This is a genomic window from Aeromonas sp. 600527, assembly GCF_049175415.1.
GTDB classification, from domain to species: Bacteria; Pseudomonadota; Gammaproteobacteria; order Enterobacterales; family Aeromonadaceae; genus Aeromonas; species Aeromonas veronii_A.
Genome location: NZ_JAAKVA010000017.1, coordinates 51,410 through 77,510, shown reverse-complemented (window position 1 = coordinate 77,510; position 26,101 = coordinate 51,410). Strand labels below are relative to the sequence as shown.

At 54.7% G+C, this 26,101-nt stretch carries 21 protein-coding genes and 2 pseudogenes; 15 read left to right on the top strand and 8 right to left on the bottom strand.

Going from position 1 to position 26,101, the window contains the following annotated elements; translation table 11 throughout:
- Nucleotides 1-68: 68 nt before the first annotated feature.
- The 3 genes from G5154_RS17855 to G5154_RS17845 all read left to right on the top strand — a co-directional run bounded on the left by G5154_RS17855 (nucleotide 69) and on the right by G5154_RS17845 (nucleotide 1,755).
- The gene (locus tag G5154_RS17855) at nucleotides 69-602 is read left to right on the top strand and encodes a glycine cleavage system protein R (RefSeq protein ID WP_005349229.1); all 534 of its coding nucleotides are present in this window, start codon (nucleotides 69-71) and stop codon (nucleotides 600-602) included.
- A 24-nt stretch (nucleotides 603-626) separates the two neighbouring features.
- Nucleotides 627-1,091 carry a thioredoxin-dependent thiol peroxidase gene (gene bcp / locus G5154_RS17850; protein ID WP_216980162.1) on the top strand — a complete coding sequence of 155 codons (465 nt, stop codon included), beginning with the start codon at nucleotides 627-629 and terminating at the stop codon, nucleotides 1,089-1,091.
- Between the two features lie 163 nt (nucleotides 1,092-1,254).
- A complete protein-coding gene (locus G5154_RS17845) occupies nucleotides 1,255-1,755 on the top strand; it encodes a YfbU family protein (protein WP_042059885.1) in 501 nt (166 codons plus the stop codon).
- A 58-nt stretch (nucleotides 1,756-1,813) separates the two neighbouring features.
- Here the strand turns inward: G5154_RS17845 and yfbV are convergent, their stop codons facing one another.
- Nucleotides 1,814-2,254 (bottom strand): terminus macrodomain insulation protein YfbV, encoded by a 441-nt coding sequence (yfbV, locus tag G5154_RS17840; RefSeq protein WP_043851809.1) that lies wholly within the window; start codon nucleotides 2,252-2,254, stop codon nucleotides 1,814-1,816.
- Nucleotides 2,255-2,558: 304 nt separating this feature from the next.
- On the opposite strand from yfbV, the gene G5154_RS17835 reads away from it, so the two are divergent.
- From G5154_RS17835 to G5154_RS17815, 5 genes are all read left to right on the top strand, one after another.
- The gene (locus G5154_RS17835; protein ID WP_005341129.1) at nucleotides 2,559-3,761 is read left to right on the top strand and encodes an acetate kinase; all 1,203 of its coding nucleotides are present in this window, start codon (nucleotides 2,559-2,561) and stop codon (nucleotides 3,759-3,761) included.
- 55 nt (nucleotides 3,762-3,816) lie between these two features.
- Nucleotides 3,817-5,997 carry a phosphate acetyltransferase gene (gene pta / locus G5154_RS17830; RefSeq protein ID WP_421251370.1) on the top strand — a complete coding sequence of 727 codons (2,181 nt, stop codon included), beginning with the start codon at nucleotides 3,817-3,819 and terminating at the stop codon, nucleotides 5,995-5,997.
- A gap of 337 nt (nucleotides 5,998-6,334) precedes the next feature.
- Nucleotides 6,335-6,655, top strand: coding sequence for a ComEA family DNA-binding protein (locus G5154_RS17825; RefSeq protein ID WP_421251371.1), 321 nt, complete (start codon nucleotides 6,335-6,337; stop codon nucleotides 6,653-6,655).
- A 96-nt stretch (nucleotides 6,656-6,751) separates the two neighbouring features.
- Complete coding sequence (galU, locus tag G5154_RS17820) at nucleotides 6,752-7,663, top strand: UTP--glucose-1-phosphate uridylyltransferase GalU (protein ID WP_216980160.1); 912 nt, start codon at nucleotides 6,752-6,754, stop codon at nucleotides 7,661-7,663.
- Between the two features lie 213 nt (nucleotides 7,664-7,876).
- On the top strand, nucleotides 7,877-9,274 hold the full coding sequence (locus G5154_RS17815; protein ID WP_421251372.1) for a peptide MFS transporter: 1,398 nt from the start codon (nucleotides 7,877-7,879) through the stop codon (nucleotides 9,272-9,274).
- 74 nt (nucleotides 9,275-9,348) lie between these two features.
- On the opposite strand, the gene G5154_RS17810 is transcribed toward G5154_RS17815, so the two are convergent.
- A complete protein-coding gene (locus tag G5154_RS17810; protein ID WP_421251373.1) occupies nucleotides 9,349-10,320 on the bottom strand; it encodes a response regulator in 972 nt (323 codons plus the stop codon).
- A 240-nt stretch (nucleotides 10,321-10,560) separates the two neighbouring features.
- Between G5154_RS17810 and G5154_RS17805 the strand changes: the two genes are divergently transcribed.
- The 3 genes from G5154_RS17805 (at nucleotide 10,561) to G5154_RS17795 (ending at nucleotide 12,954) form a co-directional block, all read left to right on the top strand.
- Nucleotides 10,561-11,259 (top strand): DnaT-like ssDNA-binding domain-containing protein, encoded by a 699-nt coding sequence (locus G5154_RS17805; RefSeq protein WP_421251374.1) that lies wholly within the window; start codon nucleotides 10,561-10,563, stop codon nucleotides 11,257-11,259.
- Between the two features lie 71 nt (nucleotides 11,260-11,330).
- Nucleotides 11,331-12,185 (top strand): DnaA ATPase domain-containing protein, encoded by an 855-nt coding sequence (locus tag G5154_RS17800; protein WP_216980158.1) that lies wholly within the window; start codon nucleotides 11,331-11,333, stop codon nucleotides 12,183-12,185.
- A gap of 133 nt (nucleotides 12,186-12,318) precedes the next feature.
- Nucleotides 12,319-12,954: an NAD(P)-dependent oxidoreductase gene (locus G5154_RS17795; protein ID WP_421251375.1), complete on the top strand. Its 636-nt coding sequence runs from the start codon at nucleotides 12,319-12,321 to the stop codon at nucleotides 12,952-12,954.
- Between the two features lie 109 nt (nucleotides 12,955-13,063).
- Here the strand turns inward: G5154_RS17795 and G5154_RS17790 are convergent, their stop codons facing one another.
- From G5154_RS17790 to G5154_RS17775, 4 genes are all read right to left on the bottom strand, one after another.
- Nucleotides 13,064-14,260: an ABC transporter permease gene (locus G5154_RS17790; RefSeq protein WP_421251376.1), complete on the bottom strand. Its 1,197-nt coding sequence runs from the start codon at nucleotides 14,258-14,260 to the stop codon at nucleotides 13,064-13,066.
- Complete coding sequence (locus G5154_RS17785) at nucleotides 14,260-15,414, bottom strand: ABC transporter permease (protein ID WP_216980156.1); 1,155 nt, start codon at nucleotides 15,412-15,414, stop codon at nucleotides 14,260-14,262. The genes G5154_RS17790 and G5154_RS17785 overlap by 1 nt, the downstream gene beginning before the upstream one ends.
- A complete protein-coding gene (locus G5154_RS17780; protein WP_206900476.1) occupies nucleotides 15,414-16,418 on the bottom strand; it encodes an HlyD family secretion protein in 1,005 nt (334 codons plus the stop codon). Before G5154_RS17780 ends, G5154_RS17785 begins: the two co-directional genes overlap by 1 nt.
- A 73-nt stretch (nucleotides 16,419-16,491) precedes the next feature.
- The gene (locus G5154_RS17775; protein WP_254204556.1) at nucleotides 16,492-17,841 is read right to left on the bottom strand and encodes a TolC family protein; all 1,350 of its coding nucleotides are present in this window, start codon (nucleotides 17,839-17,841) and stop codon (nucleotides 16,492-16,494) included.
- A gap of 338 nt (nucleotides 17,842-18,179) precedes the next feature.
- On the opposite strand from G5154_RS17775, the gene dusB reads away from it, so the two are divergent.
- Both dusB and fis read left to right on the top strand, forming a co-directional pair.
- Nucleotides 18,180-19,145, top strand: coding sequence for a tRNA dihydrouridine synthase DusB (dusB, locus tag G5154_RS17770; RefSeq protein ID WP_421251377.1), 966 nt, complete (start codon nucleotides 18,180-18,182; stop codon nucleotides 19,143-19,145).
- Nucleotides 19,146-19,171: 26 nt separating this feature from the next.
- Complete coding sequence (fis, locus tag G5154_RS17765) at nucleotides 19,172-19,468, top strand: DNA-binding transcriptional regulator Fis (RefSeq protein WP_005309538.1); 297 nt, start codon at nucleotides 19,172-19,174, stop codon at nucleotides 19,466-19,468.
- Nucleotides 19,469-19,848: 380 nt separating this feature from the next.
- On the opposite strand, the pseudogene G5154_RS17760 reads toward fis, so the two are convergent.
- Nucleotides 19,849-20,644: pseudogene (locus tag G5154_RS17760) on the bottom strand (IS5 family transposase); the annotation flags it as partial.
- 660 nt (nucleotides 20,645-21,304) lie between these two features.
- On the opposite strand from G5154_RS17760, the gene G5154_RS17755 reads away from it, so the two are divergent.
- Nucleotides 21,305-22,522 carry a winged helix-turn-helix domain-containing protein gene (locus G5154_RS17755; RefSeq protein WP_421263973.1) on the top strand — a complete coding sequence of 406 codons (1,218 nt, stop codon included), beginning with the start codon at nucleotides 21,305-21,307 and terminating at the stop codon, nucleotides 22,520-22,522.
- A gap of 76 nt (nucleotides 22,523-22,598) precedes the next feature.
- Here G5154_RS17755 and G5154_RS17750 read toward each other — a convergent pair.
- Nucleotides 22,599-23,549: pseudogene (locus G5154_RS17750) on the bottom strand (integrase core domain-containing protein).
- Between the two features lie 1,217 nt (nucleotides 23,550-24,766).
- Here G5154_RS17750 and G5154_RS17745 point away from each other — a divergent pair.
- Nucleotides 24,767-26,038: a winged helix-turn-helix domain-containing protein gene (locus G5154_RS17745; protein ID WP_421263972.1), complete on the top strand. Its 1,272-nt coding sequence runs from the start codon at nucleotides 24,767-24,769 to the stop codon at nucleotides 26,036-26,038.
- The last annotated feature ends 63 nt before the right edge of the window (nucleotides 26,039-26,101 follow it).

Here is a 26,101-nt window from a genome sequence, read left to right as displayed (position 1 = left end):
TCATCAGGGCCGGAGGGTTGGCTTGCCAGCGCGGCTTTCGCAACGAAATAACGGACGAGAGAAGATTTATGACTCACTACCTGGTCGTAACGGCCATCGGCACGGACAGGCCTGGCATCGTCAATGAAGTGACCCGCCACGTCAGTGGCTGTGGTTGCAACATTGTGGACAGCCGCCTTGGCATCTTCGGCAATGAATTTACCTTTATCATGCTGCTCTCGGGCGACTGGAACAGCATGATGCAACTCGAAATCAGCCTGCCCCTGCGTAGCCAGGAGTGGGATCTCATCACCATGATGAAACGCACCGAGCGCCACCAGTCCCTGCAGTATGACGTCCGCGCCAGTGCCGACCTGTTGATCCGCGACGAGCCCGGCATCGTAAGCCAGTGCACTCAGTTCTTCAGCGAACATGGCTGGAACATTCAGGCGATGCAATCCATGACCCTGGAGCAGCAGCCATTCAACCTGCTGAAGATCAGTTTTCAGCTCAATCTGGCCAGAGAGGGTGAAGTGGAAGGTTCGCAAACCGCCTTCGCCGAATTCTGTCGTCAACTGGGTGCCGAATCGTTCGAGTTTATCGTCAATCGCAAACACGCCTGAGGGCGTTTTACCCGAGGAGACCCCATGCAACCACTACAAGCTGGCAGCCCCGCCCCCGATTTCTCCCTGCCCGACCAGAATGGTAATCAGGTCAGCCTCGCTGGCCTGCGCGGCAGGAAGGTGCTGGTCTATTTCTATCCCAAGGCAATGACCCCCGGCTGCACCACCCAGGCCTGCGGCATGCGCGATGTGAACGCCGAGCTGGCCGCCCTCAATGTGGTGGTGCTTGGCATCAGCCCGGATCCGGCCAAACGGCTGAAAAAGTTCGAAGAGCGGGACCAGCTCAACTTCACCCTGCTGGCCGATGAAGACCACGCCGTCGCCGATGCTTTTGGCGTCTGGGGCCCGAAGAAATTCATGGGCAAAGAGTATGACGGCATTCACCGTCAGAGCTTCCTGATCGATGAAGAGGGCAAGATTGCCCACCACTTCGACAAGTTCAAAACCAGCGATCACCATCAGGTGGTACTGGATTTCCTCAAGGGATAACCCTCCCCTGCGTCATTGAAAGGCCTGCCATGCAGGCCTTTTTTGTCTGGCCAGCAAGCCCTTGCCAGTGGATTTTTCTCACCAACTCCCCCGCCCAGATCAAAAAATTCATTTTATATATGGGTTAACGTGACCCCAGAATCATCTTCCAGCGAGATATCCCATGAACATGAGCAACACAGAACGTTTGATCCTGAGCAACCAGTACGAAATTCTGGCGAAACTCAACCCGGAGAAGGCGGACATCTACCAGCGCGCCAGCACCATCATCGAGCGCGGCTACTGCCTGCAGATCCTCGAGCTGGAGAAGAGCTTCGGCCATCTGGATCTGGCGACCTGCCAGGAGGTGATCGACACCCTGGAGCTGCATCACGCACTGGCCATCTCATGGGGTAATCTGGATGCCGCCGATCAGGGCGAGATCAACGCCAGCCGTCTGGAGTTCAACGGCTACAGCCGCAGCCAAGAGCGTGAGCTGGCTGACTACGTCTGCTTCCTGCTGGAGGTGGACAAGCGCTTCCCCGAGCTCAAGTGCCCGTGCGACGAGCTCTCCAGCGACATCGCCATGCGCGACAAGTACCAGCGGATGCTGCAGGTGTGGCGTCAGTGTCCACGTCAGTACAAGCTCTCCATCCAGGAGATCCGCAAGGTGCTGGCGGCCTGATCCACACACCGACCGCAACAAAAAGGCGCCACTGGCGCCTTTTTGCATCTGATACGGGTTATTCGTAGAGAAAGGATTTATCGAGCTGCTGGAAGGCGGCCTTGAGGGTATCGGCCAGCTCTTCATAGCGCGGCTGTGACACCAGCTGACGACGGCCACCCTGCTCGTTCATCTTGCCGTTGATCTCCCGATACCAGCTCGCCAGCGACGGGGGCAAGCGGGTGTCGGCGCGCTGGCCGAGCCAGTAATAACCTTGCAGCGGCAAACTGAGCAGAAACAGCACGGAAGTGATGACTGAAGGCCAGTAGTGCTGCTCCCCAAACTGGAACTGCAACATCACGCTCAGCACCGCCAGCGCGGGGATCACCTTGAGGGCGAACTCGGTCGCCTTGATCACCCGATTTTCAGGAAACATCGAATTGAGCTCGGGACGGCGCGGCCAAAGCGTCATATAATGGCGGCCTTGCTGTAACTTAGTTCCAAAAATGTTCATGCTCATACTACCTCCGAGCGCTTTTTGAACGTACTAACGGCAAAACCTCGACAAAATTTGATGCAAAGTAACAAAGGTTGAGGATGACTTTGTTATTTTTCAACAATCGGGTTATCCTTTGTACGCCCATTTTTGCGTCAAAAGCTTCTTGCTATTGACCTGTCAGGGACGTCTGGATTTCGGGTCTTGTATCACTATACAAGGGGCAAGCAACAGATTGCCAACCCTCATAAGGATAAGTTGAAAGTTTTTGGTCGCACCGCGTCCAACGCATCCGCCTACACAACCCAATCTGCGATAGGATTTATTCATGAGTAAGCTGGTTCTTGTTCTTAACTGTGGCAGCTCTTCCCTGAAGTTTGCCGTCATTGACGCAACCACCGGTGATGACCTGCTGTCCGGCCTGGCCGAGTGCTTCAACCTCGACGACGCCCGCATCAAGTGGAAACTGAATGGCGAGAAAGGCAGTGCCGATCTGGGCGCGGGTGCCGCTCACCAGGAAGCGCTGGACTTCATCGTCAACAAGATCCTGCCGCTCAATCCGGAACTGTCCAAGAACCTGATCGCCATCGGTCACCGTGTTGTTCACGGCGGTGAGCGCTTCACCTCTTCCGTCGTTATCTGTGACGACGTGATCGCCGGCATCGAAGCCGCCGTTCCGTACGCACCGCTGCACAACCCGGCTCACCTGATCGGTATCCGTGAAGCCCGCCGCGTATTCCCGGCGCTGGCTGACAAGAACGTGGCCGTATTCGATACCGCGTTCCACCAGTCCATGCCGGAAGAAGCCTTCCTGTATGCGCTGCCGTACAAGCTCTACAAAGAGAACGGCATCCGTCGCTACGGCGCTCACGGCACCAGCCACTACTACATCAGCCTGGAAGCTGCCAAGCAGCTGAACAAGCCGGTTGAAGAGCTGAACATCATCAACTGCCACCTGGGCAACGGCGGTTCCGTCTGCGCCATCAAGAACGGCAAATCTGTTGATACCTCCATGGGTCTGACTCCGCTGGAAGGTCTGGTCATGGGTACCCGCTCCGGCGATCTGGACCCGGCCATCATCTTCTTCCTGCACGACAAGCTGGGCATGAGCGTGGCCGATATCAACACCATGCTGACCAAAGAGTCCGGCCTGCTGGGTCTGACCGAAGTCACCTCCGACTGCCGTTTCGTTGAAGACAACTACGACAGCAAAGAAGAAGCCAAGCGTGCTATGGACGTTTACTGCTATCGCCTGGCCAAGTACATCGGCGCCTACGCTGCCGCCATGGACGGTCGTCTGGACGCCGTTGTTTTCACCGGTGGTATCGGTGAAAACTCCGCCCCGATCCGTGAAATCACCCTGAACAAGCTGGGTCTGCTGGGCTTTGACGTCGATCACGACGCCAACCTGAAGGCTCGTTTCGGCAAGGGTGGCGAGATCACCAAGGCTGGTTCTACCAAGGCCTTGGTAATCCCGACCAACGAAGAGTGGGTTATCGCCCACGACGCGCTGGAACTGGTCGGCGCTTAATTAACGCAGTAACTCGAGGCCGCCCACCAGGGCGGCCTTTTCCTGATCCCAAAAAATGAACAAGGGGTATAAAGTGGCACGCACTATTATGCTTATCCCGGTCGGCACTGGTGTCGGCGTAACTTCCGTAAGCCTTGGCGTTGTCCGCGCCATGGAACGTCACGGTGTCAATGTCAGCTTCTTCAAACCGGTTGCCCAGCCGCGTCCGGGTGAAACCGGTGCCGAGCGCTCAACCGCCGTTATCCGCGCAGCTGCCAACATCAATCCGCCCGAGCCCTTCACCCTCTCCTACGCCGAGAACATGATCAGCTCCAGCAACACCGACATCCTGCTGGAAGAGATCGTTGCCCGCTTCGAAGAGCACGTGAAATCCAGCGGTGCCGAAGTGCTGGTTGTCGAAGGTATGGTGCCGACCGACAAGCAGCCCTTTGCCAACAAGCTGAACTACGACGTTGCCAAGGCGCTGGATGCCGACATGGTATTCGTGACCCACCCGGGCCATGACTCCAGCCAGAAGCTGAAAGAGCGCATCGAACTGGCCTGCTCCAACTTCGGTGGTGTCAACAACCCCCGCATCGTTGGTTGCGTGATCAACAAGGTTGGCGCGCCGGTTGACGAGCATGGCGTAACCCGCCCTGACCTGACCGAGATGTTCGAAGCCCATCACCACGCTTCTGACGCGGCCCACAACCTGGAAGTGCTGCAAGTGTTCGGCAAGAGCCCGCTGCGCATCCTGGGTTGCATCCCCTGGAACACCCAGCTGATCGCCCCGCGCGCCAAGGATCTCGCCAAGCATCTGGCCGCCAAGATCCTGCACAAGGGTGAGCTGGACAGCCGTCGCCTGCAGACCGTGACCTTCTGCGCCCGCTCCATCCACAACATGGTCGAGCACTTCCGTCCGGGCAGCCTGCTGGTCACCTCTGGCGACCGCTCTGACGTCATCGTCTCCGCCTGCCTCTCCGCCATGAACGGCGTCAAGCTGGGTGCCCTGCTGCTGACCGGTAACTATCATCCGGAGCCGCAGGTCATGGCGCTGTGCCAACAGGCCATGGCCACCGGCCTGCCGATCATGATGACCGGTACCAACACCTGGCAGACCGCCGTCAGCCTGCAGAACTTCAACGTCGATATTCCGGAAGATGACCGCGAGCGTATCGAGCTGGTACAGGACTATGTGGCTGGCCACATCGACAAACACTGGATCGAGTCGCTGACCATCAGCTCTACCCGTTCCCGTCGTCTGAGCCCGCCGGCATTCCGTTATCAGCTGACCGAGCTGGCCCGTCAGGCCAACAAGCGTGTCGTGCTGCCGGAAGGCGACGAGCCGCGCACCATCAAGGCTGCCGCAATCTGTGCCGAGCGTGGCATTGCCCGTCCGGTGCTGCTGGGTAACCCGGAAGAGATCCGTCGCGTTGCCGAACAGCAGGGTGTTGTTCTGACCGATCGCGTCGAGATCATCGATCCGGCCGTTGTGCGCGAGCGCTATGTGCCGCGTCTGGTCGAGCTGCGCAAGAACAAGGGCATGACCGAAGTGGTTGCCCGCGAGCAGCTGGAAGATAACGTGGTACTGGGTACCATGATGCTGGAGCGCAATGAAGTTGACGGCCTGGTATCCGGCGCGGTACACACCACAGCCAACACCATCCGTCCGCCGATGCAGATCATCAAGACTGCTCCAGGCTCTTCCCTGATCTCCTCCATCTTCTTCATGCTGCTGCCTGACCAGGTGCTGGTCTACGGTGACTGCGCGATCAACCCGGATCCGACTGCCGAGCAGCTGGCCGAGATCGCCATCCAGTCAGCCGACTCCGCAGCCGCTTTCGGCATCGAGCCGCGCGTCGCCATGATCTCCTACTCTACCGGCACCTCCGGCGCCGGTGCCGATGTAGAGAAAGTGCGTGAAGCGACCGAGCTGGCCAAGGCCAAGCGCCCCGACCTCATAATCGATGGCCCGCTGCAGTACGACGCGGCCATCATGGAGAACGTGGCCAAGTCCAAGGCACCGAACTCACCGGTTGCCGGTAAAGCCACCGTGTTCGTCTTCCCTGACCTGAACACCGGTAACACCACTTACAAAGCGGTGCAGCGTTCCGCTGACCTGGTCTCCATCGGCCCGATGCTGCAAGGCATGCGCAAGCCGGTCAACGACCTCTCCCGTGGCGCTCTGGTTGACGACATCGTCTACACCATCGCCCTGACCGGTATCCAGGCTGCTCAGGCTGACGCACAAGCTTAATCAGCATCCGCCTGAAAAAACCGATCACAAAGGCTGCTCACCCCAGGTGAGCAGCCTTTTTTGTTGGGAATTTTTCTGCAGGCAGCATAAGCAGCCGAAGATTCAGGATCAGACAGATAAAAGTGTGAGTGCGTTATGAGGCTATGCTCCCTGTCACACAAGACTTCCCATTTGGTATTTGGCAATAAAAGTCTTTATATATCTTATTGTTATTCGAAAATTGCCATCTCTTATAGCAAAGCAAATCGCACTCAATACCTGTAAAAAATGACAGCCGTCACATCTTCCAAATCTGGTTAATCATCCATACGAATCCCCTACCACAAGGAAGTGTGAAATGCGTAAAAACAGCTTGTCCATCATCATGTTGCTGTCCGCCCTCCCATTGTTCACCCTGCCCTCGCAGGCTGCAGACAAGGTCGTCCCCAAGCAGGCCACCACGGTTGCCGCCAAGCAGGAGAGTGGCAAAGTGGATATCAATACGGCAACCCTTGCCGAGCTCACTAACCTCAAGGGGATTGGTGACAAAAAGGCACAAGCCATCGTCGACTATCGCGAGAAACAGGGCAAATTCACCTCGGTCGACCAGCTGGCAGATGTGAGTGGCATTGGCCCGGCCACTCTGGAGGCAAACCGTGACATGATCATCGTCAAATAACGTCCGAGCACTGCATATGCAAACGGGGCTGGCTGTGGCTGCCCCGTTTTTCTTGGAGTATCATGGCCGCACTTCAATCCCGCTGGATAGTTTTCCATGAAAAAGACCCCACTCATTGTTCGCAAGGCCGTGCTTCCGGTAGCCGGTCTGGGTACCCGTATGCTGCCCGCCACCAAGGCCATCCCGAAAGAGATGCTGCCGGTGGTCGACAAGCCTCTGATCCAGTATGTAGTGCGCGAAGCTATCGCCGCCGGGATCAAGGAGATCATTCTGGTCACCCACTCCAGTAAAAACTCCATCGAAAACCACTTCGACAAGAGCTTCGAGCTGGAAGCGACCCTCGAGAAGCGGGTCAAGCGCCAACTGCTGGAAGAAGTGCAACAGATCTGCCCGAAAGACGTCACCATCATGCACGTCCGCCAGGGGGAGGCCAAAGGGCTGGGCCATGCAGTCCTCTGCGCACGACCGCTGATCGGTGACAACCCCTTCGCCGTGCTGCTGCCGGACGTACTGATCGATGACGTAGCCAGCGACCCGAAAAAAGACAACCTGGCCGAAATGGTGCATCTGTTTGAAGAGGAGCAGATCAGCCAGATCATGGTAGAAGCGGTACCCGAGAGCGAAGTAGACAAGTACGGCATCGCCGACATCAAGGGTGAGGCGCTGACCGAGGGGATGTCCCTGCCGATGCAGGCCATTGTCGAGAAACCGCCTCGTGACGAAGCGCCCTCCAATCTGGCGGTGGTGGGTCGTTACGTGCTCTCCTCCAATATCTGGCCGCTGCTGGAAAAAACCCCGGCCGGTGCCGGTGACGAAATCCAGCTGACCGATGCCATCGCCATGCTGATGGAGCAGGAGCAGGTCAACGCCTACTTTATGAAAGGCAAGAGCCACGATTGCGGCAGCAAACTCGGTTATATGAAAGCCAATGTGGAGTATGCCGTACGTCACCGCGAGCTGAACGGCGAATTTATCGGTTGGTTGAAGCAGTTCGTCAAACAGTTGTAATCGCTAAAAAATCTGTTTTTTATAGAGGTATTCGAGGAGCATCAAATGATGCTCCTTTTTCATTTTTGCAACAAAAAATCAATCAAGAATAAATAAATCCTCAGCAAATCATAATGTTGTAATTTATTCACACATGCTCTATAAGGATTGAGGCGTGTTTCTCGCCCTTGCATAAAAAACTCAAAAAAATATAAGACACAGGTGGAAGTTCCAATGAATAACCCGTCAAAAGGGACCTTTCTAGGTCACCCTAAAGGGCTTTTTTTGCTCTTTAGTACCGAACTCTGGGAGCGATTCTCCTATTACGGCATGCGTGCCGTACTGGTGCTCTATCTGACCGACCTGACTGCCAACGGCGGTCTGGGCTGGACTCAGGCAGATGCCCTCAAACTCTACGGTATTTATACCGGTCTGGTTTATATCACACCGCTGATCGGCGGCTGGCTGGCTGACAATTTCCTCGGCCAACGCCGTGCCGTGCTGTTTGGTGCGATCCTCATGGCTGCAGGCCAGTTCACTCTTGCCCTGCCCCACGCCATGTTCCCTGATATGGTCATTAACGTCTTCTATGCGGGTCTCGGCTTGCTGATCCTGGGTAACGGCCTGTTCAAACCGAACATCTCCACCATGGTGGGTGACCTCTATCAAGAGGGCGATCACCGCCGTGATGGTGCCTTCACCATCTTCTACATGGGTATCAACCTGGGTTCCCTGCTAGCCGGCGTGATCTGTGGCGCAGCTGCCACGGCATACGGCTGGCAAGCCGCCTTCGTCAGTGCCGGTATTGGTATGCTGCTCTCCCTGGTAGTTCAAGCCACCATGGCCCAGCGTTTCCTCGGTGACATCGGCCGCGTACCGGCAGCTCAGCGCGCCGCCGAACAGCGCAACAAGGAGCAGAAGGCTCCGTTGACCAAGCAGGAAGTGGATCGCATCAAAGTTATCCTGATGCTGGGTCTGTTCACCATCATCTTCTGGGCTGGCTTTGAACAAGCCGGTGGTCTGATGAATCTGTATGCCCAGCAGTATACTGACCGCATGATCGGTGACTTCGAGGTACCGACTGCCTGGTTCCAGTCTCTGAACCCCTTCTTTATCATCACCCTGGCCCCGATCGTCGCCGCCATCTGGATCAAGCTCGGCAAGAAAGAGCCGAACTCTCCGGTGAAATTCGCCATGGGTCTGCTGTTCCTGGCCGTAGGCTTCCTGTTCATGGTGGGTGCTGTGCTGCAACAGGGCGGAGATCAGACCGTCAAGACCTCCATGTTCTGGCTGGTTGGCGCTTACCTGTTCCACACCCTGGGCGAACTCTGCCTCTCGCCCATCGGTATGTCCATGGTAACCAAACTGGCTCCGCTGCGTCTGGTATCCCTGATGATGGGCGCCTGGTTCGGTTTCACTGCCGTGGCCAACTATGTCGCCGGCTTGATTGGCTCCTTCGTGGGTGAAGCTGGCCCAATCGCCATCTTCGGCGGTATCGCACTGTCTGCAGTCATCTGCGCCCTGATCCTGCTGGCCATGGCCAACCGCCTGGTCTACTGGATGCACGGTGCCGAAGGCCCGGCCAAAGAGCCGCAAGCTCAAGAGAAGAAACTGCACTCCGCCACCGTCTAAACGGTCAGGATTGTAAACAACAAAAAGGGCGCCCATCGGCGCCCTTTTTGTTTTGGCCTGTTTATCAGGCGGCATCAGTGATGACGAACCTGCACATCCAGCGAGCCGCCGCTGTCGCTGCGAAACTGCAGGGCGAACGGTTCATGCCAGCTGCGTTTGTGCAGGGCGTAGTGGCTGCTGCGCATCAGACCAAGGGGTAGGCCGCCTGAGCGCATCAGCCAGTGGGGAGAGGTAAGCCCGGCGTTGGCAAACACCAACCCATCATGCTGATCAAACAGCAGCGCCGCCATGGCAAAAGAGTGGCGAAGCCCGGACGCCATCAACTGATGGTTGAGGTAGTCGAGCAACCGGTGCGGCTGGCTCAGCAACCGGCTCTCGTTCTGCTGAAACTGGCGGTAGGGGACGTTCATCAAGGATCGCACCAGCGCACCACAAAATGCCGCATCCGTCCCCATGATCGGCAGCTCCATCACCAGCACCAGCAGCTTGTCTTCCACCTTGAAGGTATCGGGAATAAACAACTGCCCCAGCCCCTTGAACGTGACCTGCCAGGGGCCCCACTCCTGCAAGCCCGGCGGCTTGAGCCCCGCCAGAAGGCGGCTGGCCGCCTTGTCGTGGGCACTGAAATAGTCGATGTGATCCATCAGCTCCAGTTGCTGCGCCCGGTTGACGCTGCCGTTGAGACACTGTTCGATACTGCGCTCGACCAGCGCGTAATCCTCGAGGGGTTTGAGCAGATAGTCCCGCGCACCGGCACGCAAGGCGCTGGCGACTGCCTCCATGGTGCTCTGGGCCGAAATGACGATAACCGGCATATGGGGGTAACGGGCAGAGAGGCAGGCAATTACCTCGCGGCCATCCATATTGGGCATATTCAGATCGCACAGAACCACGTCGGGATGATAAATAGCTGCGGCTGACAACCCTTCAATTCCATCCTCAGCCTGAAACACCGTTGCCCCGTCCCGCGCGAGGTAACTCACTAACGAGTGGCGAAAAACGGCCTCGTCCTCCACCACCAGGATCCGTAGCCCGGCTTTTGGCATCTTGATAAAGCTCTTATTAGTCAATTGGTTACTTAGGTATTAAGACTAGCTCAAAAGTGCGGTCAGCGCGGAAACCCTGCGTCAAAAGTAGACCTCGATCATACGATGGCATCAAGAGAACCCTATCCGCCCGCGCAGCTCTATTCACTCGGGTGGCCCCACGACTACGACCGCCATCCGAATTGTGCAAGTGGGCGCCATAAGGGATAATGCCACCCACTCCAGCCCGTGAAGAAGATCATGACTCCAGCCGAATATAACGCCCTTGCCCATCCCAGATTGTCCCATCCGGCACGCAGCCTCTATACCCTGCAGCTACGCCGACTGGTGCTGGAAAATCAGGCGGCCCGGCTCAACTATCCCGAGCTGGGTCGGGCGCTGGCGGTGGTCGATCCTGGTGATCCCTGCGGCTTCTCGTTTCAGGTCAATGCCCGCCAGCTCACCGAGTTGTTCGATGAACTGATGGAGGCGGGCCTGCTGCAGGTCGAGGCTCAGCCAGAGAGTGAGCACTACCATCAGTGCCCTTTTCAGTTGCCACTGCTCACCCAGAAATTGCGGAGCCCGCTGCCGGAACGCCCCTTCCAGATGCATCTGCAATGGCGCCCGGACGAAGAGCTGCCCGCCCTCGCCCGTCTGTGCGGAGTGATCGATGCCAGCTACAGCGAAGAGGATCTGGGGGAGTTTATTGCCTACTGGCTGGGGCGCCCCGAGGTGTTCGACTCCCAGCATCAATGGATGCTCAAGTTTATTCGCGCCCTCAAGACCCGCCGCTACACCCGTCGCAAACCGATGGAGGTGCAGGGCTACCAGCAGGTGACGCCGGCCCCGGCAGAGTCGGGCCCGAGCAAACGGGCCCAACAGATGATTGAAGAGGCCAAGCGACTGGCCGAACAGCAGATGCAAGAACCCGCAGCGCAGCAGGAGCCGGATAATGATTGATAGCGGCCCCCGCCTGCAGGCAGAATCAACCCCTTGTCTACCCATCCCTGATCGAGCAGAAGGAGCATTCCATGACTGACCCGCAAGATCCCCTGCGCCAGGAGCTGGAAGAGATCGAAGCCAAGCGCCAGAAGATCGCCAAAGCCAAGCAGGATCACCGTGTTCACGACCCGGAATTAAGCCGCCATGTGGGTGGCCTGCTGGAGCGCATTCGTCGCCTGCAGCAAGAGACCGGCGGCGGCCAGTATGACTACGAGACCCTGCGCAAGGAGTATGACGCCAAGGCCAACGCCGAGGTGCGCGAGCTGCAGAAAGCGGCCCGTCAGGAGCGGATCCAGAAGCTGATCGCCCAGGCCGACCTCAACCCCGACTGGGTGTTCGACAAAATGGATGCCACAGATCCGGCGCTGCAATACCCCATCGAAACAGCCCGTTACTTTATCAGCGGCTTCGAGCACTGGGAAAAGAGCGGTGGCGGCTGCATGCTGATCTACGGCGACTACGGCACCGGCAAGTCAACGCTGGCGGGAGCGGTGGCGCATGAGCTGATCGCCCGTCACCAGAAATCGGTGATCTTCCAGCAGTGGGCCTCCATCGTCGATCGGCTGTTCTTCAACGTCATCCCCGACCAGGATGAGCGCAACCAGTACCGCCGCGCACTGGAAGAGGTGGATCTGCTGATCATCGACGAGGTATCGGCCAACCGCGCCAAAATGGCGGAGAGCCAGTCCAGCTTCCTCGGCCACCTGCTGCGCCGCCGTCGCAACCTGTCAAAGAGCGTTATCATCATCACCAACCACACGCCCCAGAGCCTGCATCAGGCGATCGGTGATTTCAGCTATGAGGCGATCAAGGCATTCAATCCGGTGGATATCCACCTGAGCGGCCCCAGCCGTCGCCCCAGCATCGGCAACTACAACGGCTGATGCCTCTCAAAGAGTGCGAGTCGCTGACGGCTCGCACCTTCTCCTCCTTGCTGACTCACAAATAAAAACAACTCTCATTTACAGCAGGCGAACAAGCCACTAGGCTAGCCCCTTTTGCCAAGGGAGCTCAGCTATGCCAACCACACTGATTTTCGGAGCCAGCCGCGGGCTGGGCCGCGCCTTTACTCATCACGCCCTGAGCCAGGGTCACCGGGTCGTTGCGCTGGTACGCAGCTCCGAGATGGCCACAGAACTAGGTGCGCTGGGAGTTGAGGTGATCGAGGGGGATGCGCTGGATCTGGCTGCGGTGCAGCAGGCATGTGTTCTGGCGGGGCAAGATGCACAGGTCGTCTCTACCCTCGGCAGCTTTCGCCAAACAGTGCCAGTGGACTATCAGGGCAACCGCCATGTAATCGATGCCATGGAGCAGGTAGGCCTGAAACGGCTGCTGCTGGTCACCTCCCTCGGCTGTGGCGACAGCTGGCAGTATCTGCCGGAGCGGGCACGCGCCGCCTTCGGTCACGAGGTACGTCTCAAGAGTCTGGCGGAGAGCTGGCTGCAGACCAGCGCCCTTGCATGGACCATTCTGCGCCCGGCGGGCCTGCAGGATGGCGACGCCACCGGCCGCGCCGAACTGAGTCAGGGCAAGGAAGTACACGGACTGGTGCGCCGTGCCGATGTGGCCGCCCAAGGGCTGCGTCTGCTGGCGGATGAGACGGCGGTGGGGCAGATCTACGCCATCGGGGATCCCACGCTCCAGCGTGGCTAAAGCAGCAGTAAACCGCTTAACCCCACCACATAACAAAACGGTCAGCCCAAGGGCTGACCGTTTTCGCTTTACCGCACACGCTATCTCACGGGCGCTTGCCCTACCCCGCTTAACCGGCGGTCGTCTCACTCTGTACGACCGGCTGACTGGCCACCGGCAGTGACTGCTGCCGCCAACGCAGCAGCAGGCAAGCCAGCACGCCGTAAAGCAACGCAAGCCCCCACAGCTGCCACCAGTAACGGGACACCTGCGCGAAGTCGGCCCCCATCTGGTTAAGACGCAGAAAACCCTCGATAGCGGGGATAGTGGGCACCCACTGAGCCAGCCAATTGAGGGGCGCCGGGATCAGCTCCAGCGGCCAGATAAAGCCCGCCAGAAAGACCAGCGGCAGGGAGGAGATGAGTACCACCTGAGTGGGCAGATCCCGCCGGGTAAAGATGGCCCCCAGCACAATACCGAACCAGCAGGTTGCCAGCAGGAACGGCAGGGCGAATAGCCAAAGCTGCACCGGGTCGGCATGGCGAGCGATGTTGTAGTGATCAAAGCAAAAGCCGAGGAAGTAGCTCACCGGCAGCAGGAACAACCCCGCCAGCACCAGAGTTCTGGCCAGCAGCAGCGGCAGTACCGGCGCGCTTTGCCAGTAACCGTGCTCGCCGCGGCAACTGCGCTGGTTCTGGGTCGCCCCCAGGATCCCCGCCCCCATCAGCAGCACCTGATGGAGGATCAGCACGAACACCGCCGGCACCACGTAGTTCACATAGCCCATGGTGGGGTTGAACACCGGCACCACGTTGAGAGCCACCGCATTCCAGCCCATAGCCGCTTGTGGCAGCGCCTCGCCGTGGCTCAGCAGCCTCGCCACCTTCACCTGCGCGGCGAGGGTGCCACCGGCCTGCGCCAGTCCTTCGGCAATGGTGCCGTAGACCAGGAAGTAGGAGGCATCACCGGCGTAGCTCAGGGTGACGCTCTTGCCCAACATCAGATCCCGATAGAAGTGGTTGGGAATGTGCAGGATCCCGCTCGCCTCCCCGGCCATCATCAGCTGCCGCGCGTCATCCAGCGAATTGGCCCGCGCCACCAGCTTCACCTGCGGCGTGGCATCGGCCATAAACTCCAACTGACGGGACAGCTGGCTGCCATCCTCGTTGACCACCACCACTGCCTCTTCCCGCGGCAGCTGATGCAGATAGGGCTGGGGGTAGAGAAACGAGTAGAAGATCACCCCGCCAAACAGGGTGAGCATGATGGCGCGATCCGCCAGCAGGGTGCGCAACTCGAGGCGCAACAGATCGACAAATCCCAGCATCACTCAGGCTCCTTCTCGGCGACGGCCACTACGGCGGATTGACGAGCCAGCTCGGCCTGCTGCTTGTAGCGGCGAACCACCAGCAGCAAAGGGAGAAGAAACAGCAGCAAGGCCCCCAGTTGCGGCAGCGCCGATGAGAGGGGCAAACCGTAGTTGCTCTGACCAATCTGCAACTCGACATAGTGGGAGACCGGCAACAGGCTGCGCCAGAAGCGGGCGAAATCCCCCATGGCACTCACCGGAAAGGTGACTCCCATAAAGGCGAAACCGGGCGCCGTGTAAGCCCCCGCCAGCGACAGGGCGCGCGCCGGATCCCGAATGATGCCGTAGAAAAAGGCACCCATGGTGACGCAGGCCGCCGAGGCGAGCCCCAGACCCACCACCAGCACCAGCCAGCTGCCGTGCATGGGGTAGGAGAACCCCTTGAACAGCAGCAGTGTCCAGACAATCCCCCAGCCCCAGCCAATCAGTACGTGGGGCAGCAGGGTGCGCCAGAGGCCAAACCAGACCCCGCGAGTGGTCCAGTCCAGCCCCAGCCGATCGGTACGGGCCAGCGCATTGAGGCCAAACAGCACCACCAGGATCTGCCACACCGCGGGCAGAATAGCGCTCAGCAGAAATTGGGCGTAGCTGGAGTTGAGGTTATAGAGCGCAGTCACCTGGCTGCTGATGGGTACCGACTGCCCGAGTGCGCCGGGCAGTGCCTTGCCGTCAGCCATCGCCTCCAGCACGCCCACCTGACCGTTGAGGGTGCCTACCACCTGCGCCAGCGCCGAGTTGACCAGCTTGGCGATCAGGATGAACTGGCCGTTGTTGAACACCGTCACCTGCGGCTGGGTACCCTGACGGGCATCCCGCTCCAGATGGTTGGGGATCACCACCAGCGCATAGATATCGCCACCGCGCAGGGCGTGGGCACCGGCATCGATGGAGTCAAACTGTTGCGCGACCTTGAGCCCCGCCGAGCCATCCAGCGAAAAGGCGAGCTGGCGCGAGAGCATGCTGTGATCGAGATCCACCAGCCCCACCTTGAGGTCGCGGGCCAACCCTGCCGAGAAGATCCAGCAGAGGATCCCCATCAGCAGCAGCGGCACCCAGCTCATCAGGGCACGGCTGAAGGGATCCTGCCACAGCAGCCGAAATTCACGTCCCATCAGAGTTCAACCAGCACACTCATGCCAACCCGCAGCCCCTCAACCGGTTGCAGCGGGCGAGCCTCTACCTGGAAGCTCTTCATGTCGAAGCCCTGACGGGTATCGGTAGCGCGCCAGGTAGCGAAATCCCCCATCACGGCCACATGGGTCACCTTGAAGCGCACCATCTGATCGCCAAGGCCGGGGATGCGGGCATCGAACTCGGTGCCAACCGGGAAGCGGGGCAGCAGATCCTCGCGCACATGGAACTGGGCCCAGGCATCGCTCATATCGAGCAGGGTCACGACAGGGAAGCCTTGCGGCGCCAGCTCGCCGCTGCGCAGCAGCACCTGGCTTACCTCGCCTGAGTGGGGGCTGGTGATGCGGGTGTCGGCCAGATAGGCCTCTACTTCGGCCACGGAACCGGCCGCCATCTTGGCCTTCTCGCGAGCGGCGATCTTGGTCTCTTCCCGCGCCCCTTCCAACGCCATCTGGTACTGCTGCCACGCCATCCCTTCGCTGTAGCGGGCGGCTTGCCAGGCAGTCCAGGCCTCGTCGCGTTTTTGCAGCGGCATCACGCCATCGCGGTGCAGGCTGGCCACCCGCTCATAGGTCTTGCCACGCAGCTGGGCGGCAGCCTTGGCTTTTTGCCATTGATCCTTGGCGGCAGCGATCTGTTGGGCACGAGCCCCTTTCTCCGCCTCTTGCGCCAGCGCCCCTGCAGCGGCTTCACCCGCCTTGGCCTGGCTCAGCTTGGCTTCAATCTCGGGGCTTGCCAGCGTAAAGACCAGCTGATCCTTGGTCAGCTGATCGCCCTTTTTCACCAGCACTTCGTCGATGCGCCCCGGCACCTTGGAAGAGACTGAATACTGCTGAGCCTCAATCTGCCCTTGCAGATGCACCGGCTCCGGTTGATAGGCGAGCCAAAAGCGCCAGCCGAGCCAGACCACCAGGATCACCAGCACCAGCGGCAACAACAGCGGTTTACCCTGGCTCATCTTCTTTTTGATGGGGGGATGGCTCATCACTTCACCTCGACAAACGGGCGACCCTTGGCGGTCGAAACAGAGATAGAAAAAGGCACGAACCGGATGGTGATCATGAGTTCACCTCGATCACCTGACCGTGCTGATATTGATTGAAACTGTTCATCTGGCCGGAGAGGGCCAGCAGGCGGGCCAGCGACACCACATATTGATAAGCCGCCGCCGCACGTTGGGTCTTGACTCCTGCCAGTTGGTTCTGGGCATCCACCACATCAAGGGAGGTAGAAAGCCCTTGCCCGAACGCCTTGTCACGCAGCCGCACATTCTCCTCGGCCAGCGCCTGGGTGGAGGAGAGTGATTGATACTCTTCAAGCCCCTGTGCTGCTTCGCGCCAGGTCTTCTCGACCAACAGTTTCAGATCCTCGCGGGTCTTGGCCTGCAGCAGATTAACCTGAAGTTCGGCGCTCTTGGCCGCCTGCACCGTCTCGGAGCGGCCATCGCGGCTCACCAGCGGCATGCTGACCCCCACCCCCACCAGCCAGTCCGGCGTGGTCTTGGAAGCGATCGAATCATCTTCATAGAGGTTGTAATTACCGAACAGGAATACCTCGGGGGCATATTTGCCCTGTTCGACCCGGATCAGCCCCTTGGCCTGCTCCTTCTTGGCGTTTAGCAACTTGAGGCCGGGGTGCACTTCCAGGGTCTGGCTTACCAACCCCTCAAGACGCGGTAGCTCCTTGTTGACGAACAGACCATTGCCCGGCTGGGCATCCGGCAGCTTCAGCATGCGGCCGAGGGCCAGCTCGGCGATCTCGAGGCTGCGACGGGCCTTCTGGGTATCGATGCGCGCTCTGTCATAGGCCGACTGGGCGGAGAGACGCTCCACCCGGGCAATCTGCCCCTGCGCTTCGAGCTTCTTGGCATGATCCAGATGGTGGGCCAGCCCGTCCTCAATCTCCTGCCTGGTCTGCACCACCTGAGCAGCCAGTACCACGCCGAAATAGGTCTGGGAGAGGCTCTCGAAGGCAGACTGCTGTTTGAGCACCAGCAGTTGCTGCGCCTCGCTCACCTGCGCCTGACGGATATCCTGAGCCGCATCAATGCGGCCACCGGCAAACAGCGGCCAGAGCATCTTGACCGAGCTGGTCACCACATTCTGCTTGGTCAGGGGAGTGACAAATGCGTTGGCCCCGACCCCGAACAGACTGCCGAGCGCCAGGATCAGATCTTTCTGCTTGGCCAGCGGATTGAGATCGAGGGCATCGAGTTCAATCGGCTGATCAAGATGGGTATAACTGGCTCCCACATCCACCTTGGGCAGATACATGGATTTGGCGGCCTCACGCAGTTGCTTGGCCCGATCGACCCCGGCCTGCTCGGCAGCCAGCTCCTCATCCTGCTGGATGACCCGGGTCCAGGCCTCGCCGAAGCTGATGGTCTGCGCCTGCGCAGACCCCAACATGACCCCCAGCAGACACGGCCAGAGTGATGTAATGAACCTTGACGTCATAGAACCCCGATTCGCACTGTTGCAAAAATGTTTGGAGCTTTTGCTCACATAAGCCAGCCATCATAACGCAAACGGGACTGACAAGTGGACTGACAATTGAGCAAGGAGGTGACCCGAATGGTACAGCACTCCTGACCAGTCAATCTGGCTGTTTTTCAATAACTCCTGAATTTGCAAGCCTTGGCTCGACGTTTTTTTCAGAAAAAAATGGCTGACGCTCAAATACTAACCTTTTCTCCTGCCTAAAAAATGCGTAATATACGCCGCCCTAAGCCGATGGTAACCGTGGAATGCAGATAGGTCCCCACACGCTTGAAACTCCCCTGATTGTGGCGCCCATGGCCGGTGTAACAGACCGACCATTCCGTGAACTTTGTTTGCGGCTGGGTGCCGGCATGGCCGTTTCCGAGATGCTGCTGGCCAACCCGGATGTCTGGGATACCCAGAAAACCAGGATGAGGATGGATCACTCTGCAGAAGGCGGTTTGCGATCGGTCCAGATTGCCGGGGCCGACCCCGAGATGATGGCGTTTGCTGCCCGCTACAACGTGGAGCAGGGCGCACAGATCGTCGACATCAACATGGGCTGCCCGGCAAAAAAAGTGAATAAGAAGCTGGCAGGTTCAGCCCTGCTGCGTTACCCCGATCAGGTCAAAGCAATTTGCCGGACCGTGGTGGATGCAGTGAAAGTACCTGTCACCTTGAAGATCCGCACAGGATGGGATCCGGATAACCGCAATGGCGTGGAGATCGCCCGAATCGCCGAAGATTGCGGTATCGCGGCCCTTGCCGTGCACGGTCGTACCCGTGCCTGCCTCTACAAGGGCGAAGCGGAGTACGACACGATTAAGGCGATTAAGCAGGCCGTATCGATTCCTGTTGTCGCCAATGGCGACATCAACAGCCCGGAGAAAGCCCGGTATGTCCTCGACTATACCGGTGTGGACGCCGTGATGATCGGCCGCGCTGCGCAAGGACGACCCTGGATTTTCCGGGAAATCCGTCATTTTCTTGAGACGGGCACCAAGCTGCCACCTCCCGAGAGGGAAGAGGTTCGCACCCTGATGAACGAGCATGTCACCAACCTGCACCGGTTTTATGGTGCATATCTGGGAGCGCGCATCGCCCGTAAACACGTGGGCTGGTATCTGGATGAAGAAGAGACGGGCCGAGAATTCCGTAAGCACTTCAATGCCCTGGATTGTGCTGACGCACAACTAGAAGCACTCGAAGCGTATTTCGATGGATTAGGTTAACAAGATAACTAAAGAGCCGACCGAATATGTTCGAACAAACCCTGACTTCTGATGCATTGGTAACAACTACTCACAATCACGCTGCCGAGCCGACCCAGCGCCCCCTGCGTGACTCTGTGCAACAGGCCCTGCGTAACTACTTGGCCCAGTTGAACGGTCAGGAAGTGATTGATCTGTACGATATGGTTCTCTCCGAAGTCGAAGCGCCGATGCTGGACGTGATCATGCAGTACACCCGTGGTAACCAGACTCGCGCAGCCGTGATGATGGGTATCAACCGTGGCACCCTGCGCAAGAAGCTCAAGCGTTACGGCATGAACTAAGCCATAACAAATAAGTTATTGAAAATAAAAGCACTTCCTTTTTAATGGAAGTGCTTTTTTATTTTTGAACCCACATTTGAACCCACACAGATAGGGCTAAGCATCTATGTTGACCGCCCCTTTAAGGTCGTTCTGATGGTGTTCATTTGAACACCATGGTGGAATTTCTCAATCTAAAAGTATTTTGCCCACGTAGGCCGCTGCGTTTTCGCCGTCTGTGCAAATCGGGGAAAAAAAGCCGGCGCCCTGCGCAACCAATCCCGTGCGCCGCCCACTATGTCGCCCCATCTGTCGCGACGTTCCTTCCTGAAAAGCGTCGGCCTCACCGGACTCGCCGCCGCTAACAATCTTTTAGCCGTAGCCTCTAAGCTGTATTCACGAAATGCTGGTTTTCTGTCCGCCAATAGTTTCCGTAAGTAACGAAGGCAGAAAGCCAGCTTGATAAAAGCAGCAAAACTTCCCGACAGCTTTTCATACCTCGTTGAGAATCGGCGAAACTTCTCAACCATCAGAAGCACCGTTCGACCACATTTCTCCTACGATAACGAGCTTTGTCTAACACCAGTGGACGTTCCCTTATGGTACCGTTGCTAGTCGCTGCGTTGCGGGATAACCGCTTTATCTTTCTACGCCGGAGTTCTACCCGAAGAACCCTGCTGCTATAGACCTTATCTACGGCAAGATGAATTGGCCGAGTGCGATGATGACCTGATGAAGTCGGGATCCTTGCCATGGCCAACGCACTTGTCGTATATCTGATTTCCGCTGATTGCCCCGGCAAAAGGCAGAAACCCAGCGGTAAACCATTACTATCAGTGACCAAGTGAATTTTGCTGCCACAACCACCACGCTAATGACTCAGAGCTTGATTCGCCGGAGTGTTTTTTTATGTACTCAAGCCCCATCCTCCTCGGACTAGGCAATTACAGAGATGACCGGAGTCGATAATCCCGTCGTCCACAGATAACTGCCACGCGCTAAGGATGGCCAGGAGACGAACCGTACTCAGGCCACGTAGAACGGAGTTCTAGACCCAGCCCATGGGCCGAAACGTTCCGGCAGAACTCGACAAAGTACGCCGGTATAGAGTATCCGGACAATACCATCTACCACTTGGTATTGCTCACGAGTAGGGCGTCCTCTTGTGCGATGATGTGGAGGGAGGGGCTCGAGAATCCCCCTTTATACATTGGTCAACTGGCCGCGGCGGGAGACGGCATAGGTCTGAAGCGATTGAGAAGATATTAGATTTACCTTTATCACTTTAAGAACACAGCCTAGACCCAATCCATTAAACAAAGCGATAGAGAGCGGTGGGCGATTTTACTTTCTGTTCAAATCAAGTCACACTCCTCACGGCACGTGGTCTATTCAGGTTGATAACACAGAGATATGAATAGTCCAAACCTTCACCTCACTGCAATTTATCCCTGTGGACAGTTCCTCAATGCAACAAAGAGAATTCATCCACCTGACGCAAGTTCCAGAACAGATGCGGGCAAGAAGCAAAACACTGTTGTGAGAAGCATTGTCAGTGGAGCCATCAAAGACCGCCTTGCGGGCAGATACATCCAACGAAAAACACCCAATAGTTGCCCGCCGATTCTACGAGATTCACCGTCCATGTGGTAGGTGCTCACCAGTGCTCCTTCGTTGTTTTATTAAAATCATCTCTTCATCAAAAAACCTCTTGACTGACATGTGAGATCGTTTGAGATAAAGCTATCACCAGACATATTTGACAAAAAGAATAAACATCCCACCAATAAATACACGACTTGAACTATTTTAGACAACAATTATAATAACGATCATTTGAAAAATTAAAGGCTATTTATGAACAAAGGCTATCTGATTGATGGTTCAATTAGATTTGAACCAGCTAATTATAAAATAACCGTCAATGACAAAGAAGTACGTTTGAGCCAAAAGGAATGTCAAGTCCTAGAGATACTTTGTGCTAACTGCAATATCGTCGTAGAACGACATTTATTCATTGAATCTATCTGGGGAAATAGTTCCAGTGGTGATATAGGCCTAAATAAAGCAATTTTATTATTACGCAGAAAATTTGAGTCTCACGATTTAACTAACCTTATAAATACGATTCCTAGAGTGGGGTACACTCTGAATGCAAGTATTACAGATTTGTCATACGCTGAAGAAAACTCATATGCCCCCCCACTTGCCGAAAAAAATACTACAGATAAACACCCTTCCTATAATAAAATAATTAAACATGATGGTGCCGATAGAAAAAAACGCATTTGTAAAGTTATTTTTACGGCTGTGATTGCCATACTATTTGCATCGATTGGCAGCCTAATGCTTTCAGATAGTAATAATGGTCCAGTGATCACATCCATACATCAGACTGGGCTTAGCATCACATATACCTCATCAATAAAATATGATAAGCCGTTATTAACTAGAACTAACAAATATCTATCTAAAGAAAACAAATACTATTTTAGAGCGTTGCTATCAACAGAGATCCTAAGCGTTATACTATACGAAAATAAATTTCCAGTGAATGAGAAAGTATTTACTATTAACCAAGCTCGTGATATTGAAGAGCAAGTGACATGCATCGATAATTACCTGTCAAAAAATATTAATACAAGTGAGGAGCCAAGCAACAATCTGATTAGTGGCATGATGTATAGCAGCAAAGAACTTTATTCTTTTTGCAAAAATAATACTGTGTCTAAGTTAGGTACTCTGTATACCAAGGGAACCAAACTTGCCCATGGCTCAGATAAAGATCATATGATGTTGCAAGACTTTTTGTTAATGGCTCCCACAGGAAAGGTGGTCTTTCATATTAAACTCTATATCCATCATCTTGGCTATGGTACTGAACATATGAATTTCGTCCAAAAGAGTGTGATGTCAGAAAAGATAGACATGGATCTTATACATACCAATAAGTTATATTCAGGACTGTTATCTGAATTAACTCAAGATGATGTCATGCATACCCAACTTGAACCCCAGCTTTATATCAGTGAAATTTTTGGTGGCATGCTATTCTACACAAAAAATCATCATTAATATAAAAATCGCAATGTACAGAAGACATGTATAGATATAGTTATCACCTGACACCGGCCTCAAATCGGTGTCTTGTTTACGATACTTTAGTTCGCACTTCCTTCGGTATCAATTTCAGACCCTTCTTGAACATGCTGCAGGGGGTCTGACCCTCCATCATCCAGCCCTGATGTGGCCGCTGAGTGTTGTTGTGCTCCAGGTAACTATCCAAGGCTGTCTACATCCTCTACTGACTCATTATAGGTCGTTGTCCCCTTGATACGAAAGTGTTCATCTAGTAGTGTGCGATGCAGTCACTCGATAAAGCCGTTGCTCTGCGGCCTGCGCACCTTGGTTGTCCGATAGGATGGTATAGACCCGAGCCACATGGGCTTCGAAAAACAGCAGTACTGTTTGGAACACATGGACCGAGATCACCGGCAACTTTCGGGTGTAGAGCCCCCCCCAGGCGTGAAGGCTGTAGCAGTCCAGCACGGTTTGCAGATATTCCTTGCCAACCCCCGTGAGCGCGCCAACGAAGAAGGTGTCGCCGCCACCAATTATCCGGTGTAGTGAACTTCAATCTGGCATTCGCGGAACTCGGGGCTAAAACGCTCGAGCAGGCGAATCTGCTTGTCATTGAGCTCAATGGTCTGCTCCTGGTGGGCTTTCTTGAGACGTAACAAACGGTCGTGTTTGAAGAGCAAGTCGTGCCGTTGCCACACACCACACTCGCCCGCACTTACGTTGATACCTTGCAGGGCGCGCTCTTGTGCGGCCCGCTGTGGGCCATAAGTTGGTCTGGTGAGGGGTAATCGAGAATGGCCTGTTCAATCTCGGACGCGCCTCGGTTAGGATGCGCCCCTTTACTGCTGGGCAATTTGTCGAGCAAGCCCTCGGCGCCATAGGTCTGGTAATTACGGCGAATTTCGTAGAACTGCTGACGGCTGTAGCCGATAAGCTTGCAGGCTTTGCTGACGTTATTGAGCTCTTTGGCAAGCTCTAGCGGGCTGAGTTTGCAACGTGCTACTTTCTCGTTGGTGGTCATACGGTGACTCCAGATAACACGGTAGGGGTATCGTTTTGTTATCCGGTTTGAAGCCGTATGACCACTCCCTTTTGTGGGCAACCGTCAGGTGAATACCACCTCCATACAATTTATAAAAAACCATTTTATATCACTACACCCAATAGTTCCTTGTTGAACTTTAGGCTGAACAAGAACCCCTATACTTTCTCTTATCATATCATCAGTCATATCCAAACTATATTGCACATTCAATACGTAGGTTTTAATCAAGCCAATAAATACATTTCTCTTATCTCATAACCCAGGCAAACTTAGCATCTTCCTCTGGAGTCCATGTAGATGAGTAACTATAATATTTTTCATTCAGAGTATGTGTTGGATGTGTGTATATAAAAAGCGTAGCCTCAGGAGGGATGCTATATTAAATCTGTTTTACTTGCTGGTAAACAGCACAATACTCTGGCATAAATATATCTATACCGATGAGAACTAGTGATATAACCTTTTAGCTCTTCCCCCCCCCTAACAACTCGTCAATAGCTAAATTCAGCATACTGAACTTACTCCTCTGAATTTCCTCACCATTTCTTAACCACCGTTAGCTATATACACGCTCCAGGTTATTATCCTTTCCCTCACACATAAAAAATACTGATGGTCGATTGAGGAAGGTGCTCATGGCTATCATAGTTTCATGACTACTTTTAGCAGTAGGGGCCAAACCAATGAAGCACAATCCGGCAGCGGCAATAATGATAACTGCCAAGATCATCTTAAGCCCATGATACATATATACCCTTTGTTTTTGTTGCCATGAATAAATCACTATAGCCACTTGCTATAATCGGCATGGTTACTTTTTATTCCAAACAATAACCAACAAAACAAAGAACAACGAGAGCAGCTAAAGCCATGATTTAAATGGTATTTTTAATGAATCAATAGTAAGTTAAAAACCTATTGAGACCACGTAAGATACGTATGAAATCTATCTTAACAATAACACCAAGAAACAATAGGTAATGATCGTGAAAAATAAAGCATATCATCCAAACACCTTGGTAAAATCAAACAAAAAGCGTAACCTTAAATACCCTGGAGTCATGGCTATTGTCATGTATTTATTCCTCCTGACAGCAACAATTGAATTATTGCTTGCATATTTTCTACTTATAGCTTTCCGAGATGTAATACCAGCACTATAAAAAATATACTAAATCTAAGGAACCAAGAGCATGAATCAAAATTTCTTGATCGGCGATAAGTTCATCCTTGAGCCAGACCGTTATCGCCTGATCACGCATAATAAAGAAACGCCGCTGAGCAAAAAAGAGACTGAGCTATTAGTCACGCTTTGTACTTTCAGCCTGTCTGTGGTTGAACGTAGCCACTTGCTTAACTACATTTGGGGAAATAGTGCATCAGGTGACATTGGACTCAACAAGAACATTCTAATGCTGAGGCGAAAATTTGAATCGTTTGGGGTCAAGAATGTTATACAAACTGTCCCGCGTATTGGCTACATGTTATTATTAGAAGCTAAGCCGGTTCCGGCAGACTCTGCCATCGAAATAAATGCATTCAAGCAAGTGGTAGATGAGAGTACCATTAGCTCAGTCAGCCCTGATGGTCAGGAAAAAAGTGATATCAGCATGGTTCAACCGTTGAGGACTTGGCATGTAAAAAGAAGGCATTTTTCATGTATCGCATTGACATCCGTCATCACGGCTCTTATGTCCATTTATTTCATTTTCATCCATGCATTTGACAATAGCTATCGATTGATTGATAGCGTTGACAGGTATGAAAGTCCGCTGGGAGTGTTTTTTATAAAAAAAGATCTTGCAGGTGAGATCTTCGATGACATCACCCATACCATCAATGATATCAATAATGTTTTCAGCAGGATGTCAGATCATGCCAAATACTATATCCTGGTCTCCAAAGAGAACATCTCCATTGTATCCATATCACACAATGGCGCACACAAGCAGTCCAATTTTTTGGTAGAGAATGGATTGAGCCACTTCCGTGAGGAGTTACTATGTGCGGTCAACAACATCACTCATGATGAGAACCCAAGCATTGCCAATGAGACAACTAGTAGCAGTAGTTTCAAATTCTTTTCTATGCGTTTCTTCAGCAGTTGCCAGGATAAGAATTTTTTGCTGGATCTCAATGTAAAACGCAGTGGTCATCCCAATAAAAATAAAACCGTGCTGCAGAATTTTTCAGCCAAAGATAGCCAAGGGACAGCCTTGTTTCACTTTGATAGAACAAGTGAACGCCAAGAGATCAGTTATCCGGATGGCAGCAAACAGGCGATCTTTCATAATGCCCCTGCGTCTTTCAACATTGATGCCATTGACGTTGTCGGCAACAGTGACAACATTCTTAAAATTATCGGTGAATTTACGGCAGGCGAAGTCCGGCAGACAACCATTGACAGCACCTACGGGATATTCATGAGCGACACCATGGGAGGGATACTTTATCTGGCAAAATAGAATATTACAAAAAATTATGAATTATATAGAACTTAACGTCTCCACTGGAATGGCTTATTTTCT

Coding starts and splice junctions, on each gene's coding strand:
- G5154_RS17785 (WP_216980156.1), bottom strand. CDS start 15,414: ATGGGACGTGAATTTCGGCTGCTGTGGCAGGATCCCTTCAGCCGTGCC.
- G5154_RS17805 (WP_421251374.1), top strand. CDS start 10,561: ATGACTCCAGCCGAATATAACGCCCTTGCCCATCCCAGATTGTCCCAT.
- G5154_RS17855 (WP_005349229.1), top strand. CDS start 69: ATGACTCACTACCTGGTCGTAACGGCCATCGGCACGGACAGGCCTGGC.
- bcp (WP_216980162.1), top strand. CDS start 627: ATGCAACCACTACAAGCTGGCAGCCCCGCCCCCGATTTCTCCCTGCCC.
- G5154_RS17790 (WP_421251376.1), bottom strand. CDS start 14,260: ATGCTGGGATTTGTCGATCTGTTGCGCCTCGAGTTGCGCACCCTGCTG.
- fis (WP_005309538.1), top strand. CDS start 19,172: ATGTTCGAACAAACCCTGACTTCTGATGCATTGGTAACAACTACTCAC.
- yfbV (WP_043851809.1), bottom strand. CDS start 2,254: ATGAGCATGAACATTTTTGGAACTAAGTTACAGCAAGGCCGCCATTAT.
- dusB (WP_421251377.1), top strand. CDS start 18,180: ATGCAGATAGGTCCCCACACGCTTGAAACTCCCCTGATTGTGGCGCCC.
- G5154_RS17800 (WP_216980158.1), top strand. CDS start 11,331: ATGACTGACCCGCAAGATCCCCTGCGCCAGGAGCTGGAAGAGATCGAA.
- G5154_RS17780 (WP_206900476.1), bottom strand. CDS start 16,418: ATGAGCCATCCCCCCATCAAAAAGAAGATGAGCCAGGGTAAACCGCTG.
- galU (WP_216980160.1), top strand. CDS start 6,752: ATGAAAAAGACCCCACTCATTGTTCGCAAGGCCGTGCTTCCGGTAGCC.
- G5154_RS17745 (WP_421263972.1), top strand. CDS start 24,767: ATGAATCAAAATTTCTTGATCGGCGATAAGTTCATCCTTGAGCCAGAC.
- G5154_RS17775 (WP_254204556.1), bottom strand. CDS start 17,841: ATGTTGGGGTCTGCGCAGGCGCAGACCATCAGCTTCGGCGAGGCCTGG.
- G5154_RS17810 (WP_421251373.1), bottom strand. CDS start 10,320: ATGCCAAAAGCCGGGCTACGGATCCTGGTGGTGGAGGACGAGGCCGTT.
- G5154_RS17795 (WP_421251375.1), top strand. CDS start 12,319: ATGCCAACCACACTGATTTTCGGAGCCAGCCGCGGGCTGGGCCGCGCC.
- G5154_RS17835 (WP_005341129.1), top strand. CDS start 2,559: ATGAGTAAGCTGGTTCTTGTTCTTAACTGTGGCAGCTCTTCCCTGAAG.
- G5154_RS17825 (WP_421251371.1), top strand. CDS start 6,335: ATGCGTAAAAACAGCTTGTCCATCATCATGTTGCTGTCCGCCCTCCCA.
- G5154_RS17815 (WP_421251372.1), top strand. CDS start 7,877: ATGAATAACCCGTCAAAAGGGACCTTTCTAGGTCACCCTAAAGGGCTT.
- G5154_RS17755 (WP_421263973.1), top strand. CDS start 21,305: ATGAACAAAGGCTATCTGATTGATGGTTCAATTAGATTTGAACCAGCT.
- pta (WP_421251370.1), top strand. CDS start 3,817: ATGAACAAGGGGTATAAAGTGGCACGCACTATTATGCTTATCCCGGTC.
- G5154_RS17845 (WP_042059885.1), top strand. CDS start 1,255: ATGAACATGAGCAACACAGAACGTTTGATCCTGAGCAACCAGTACGAA.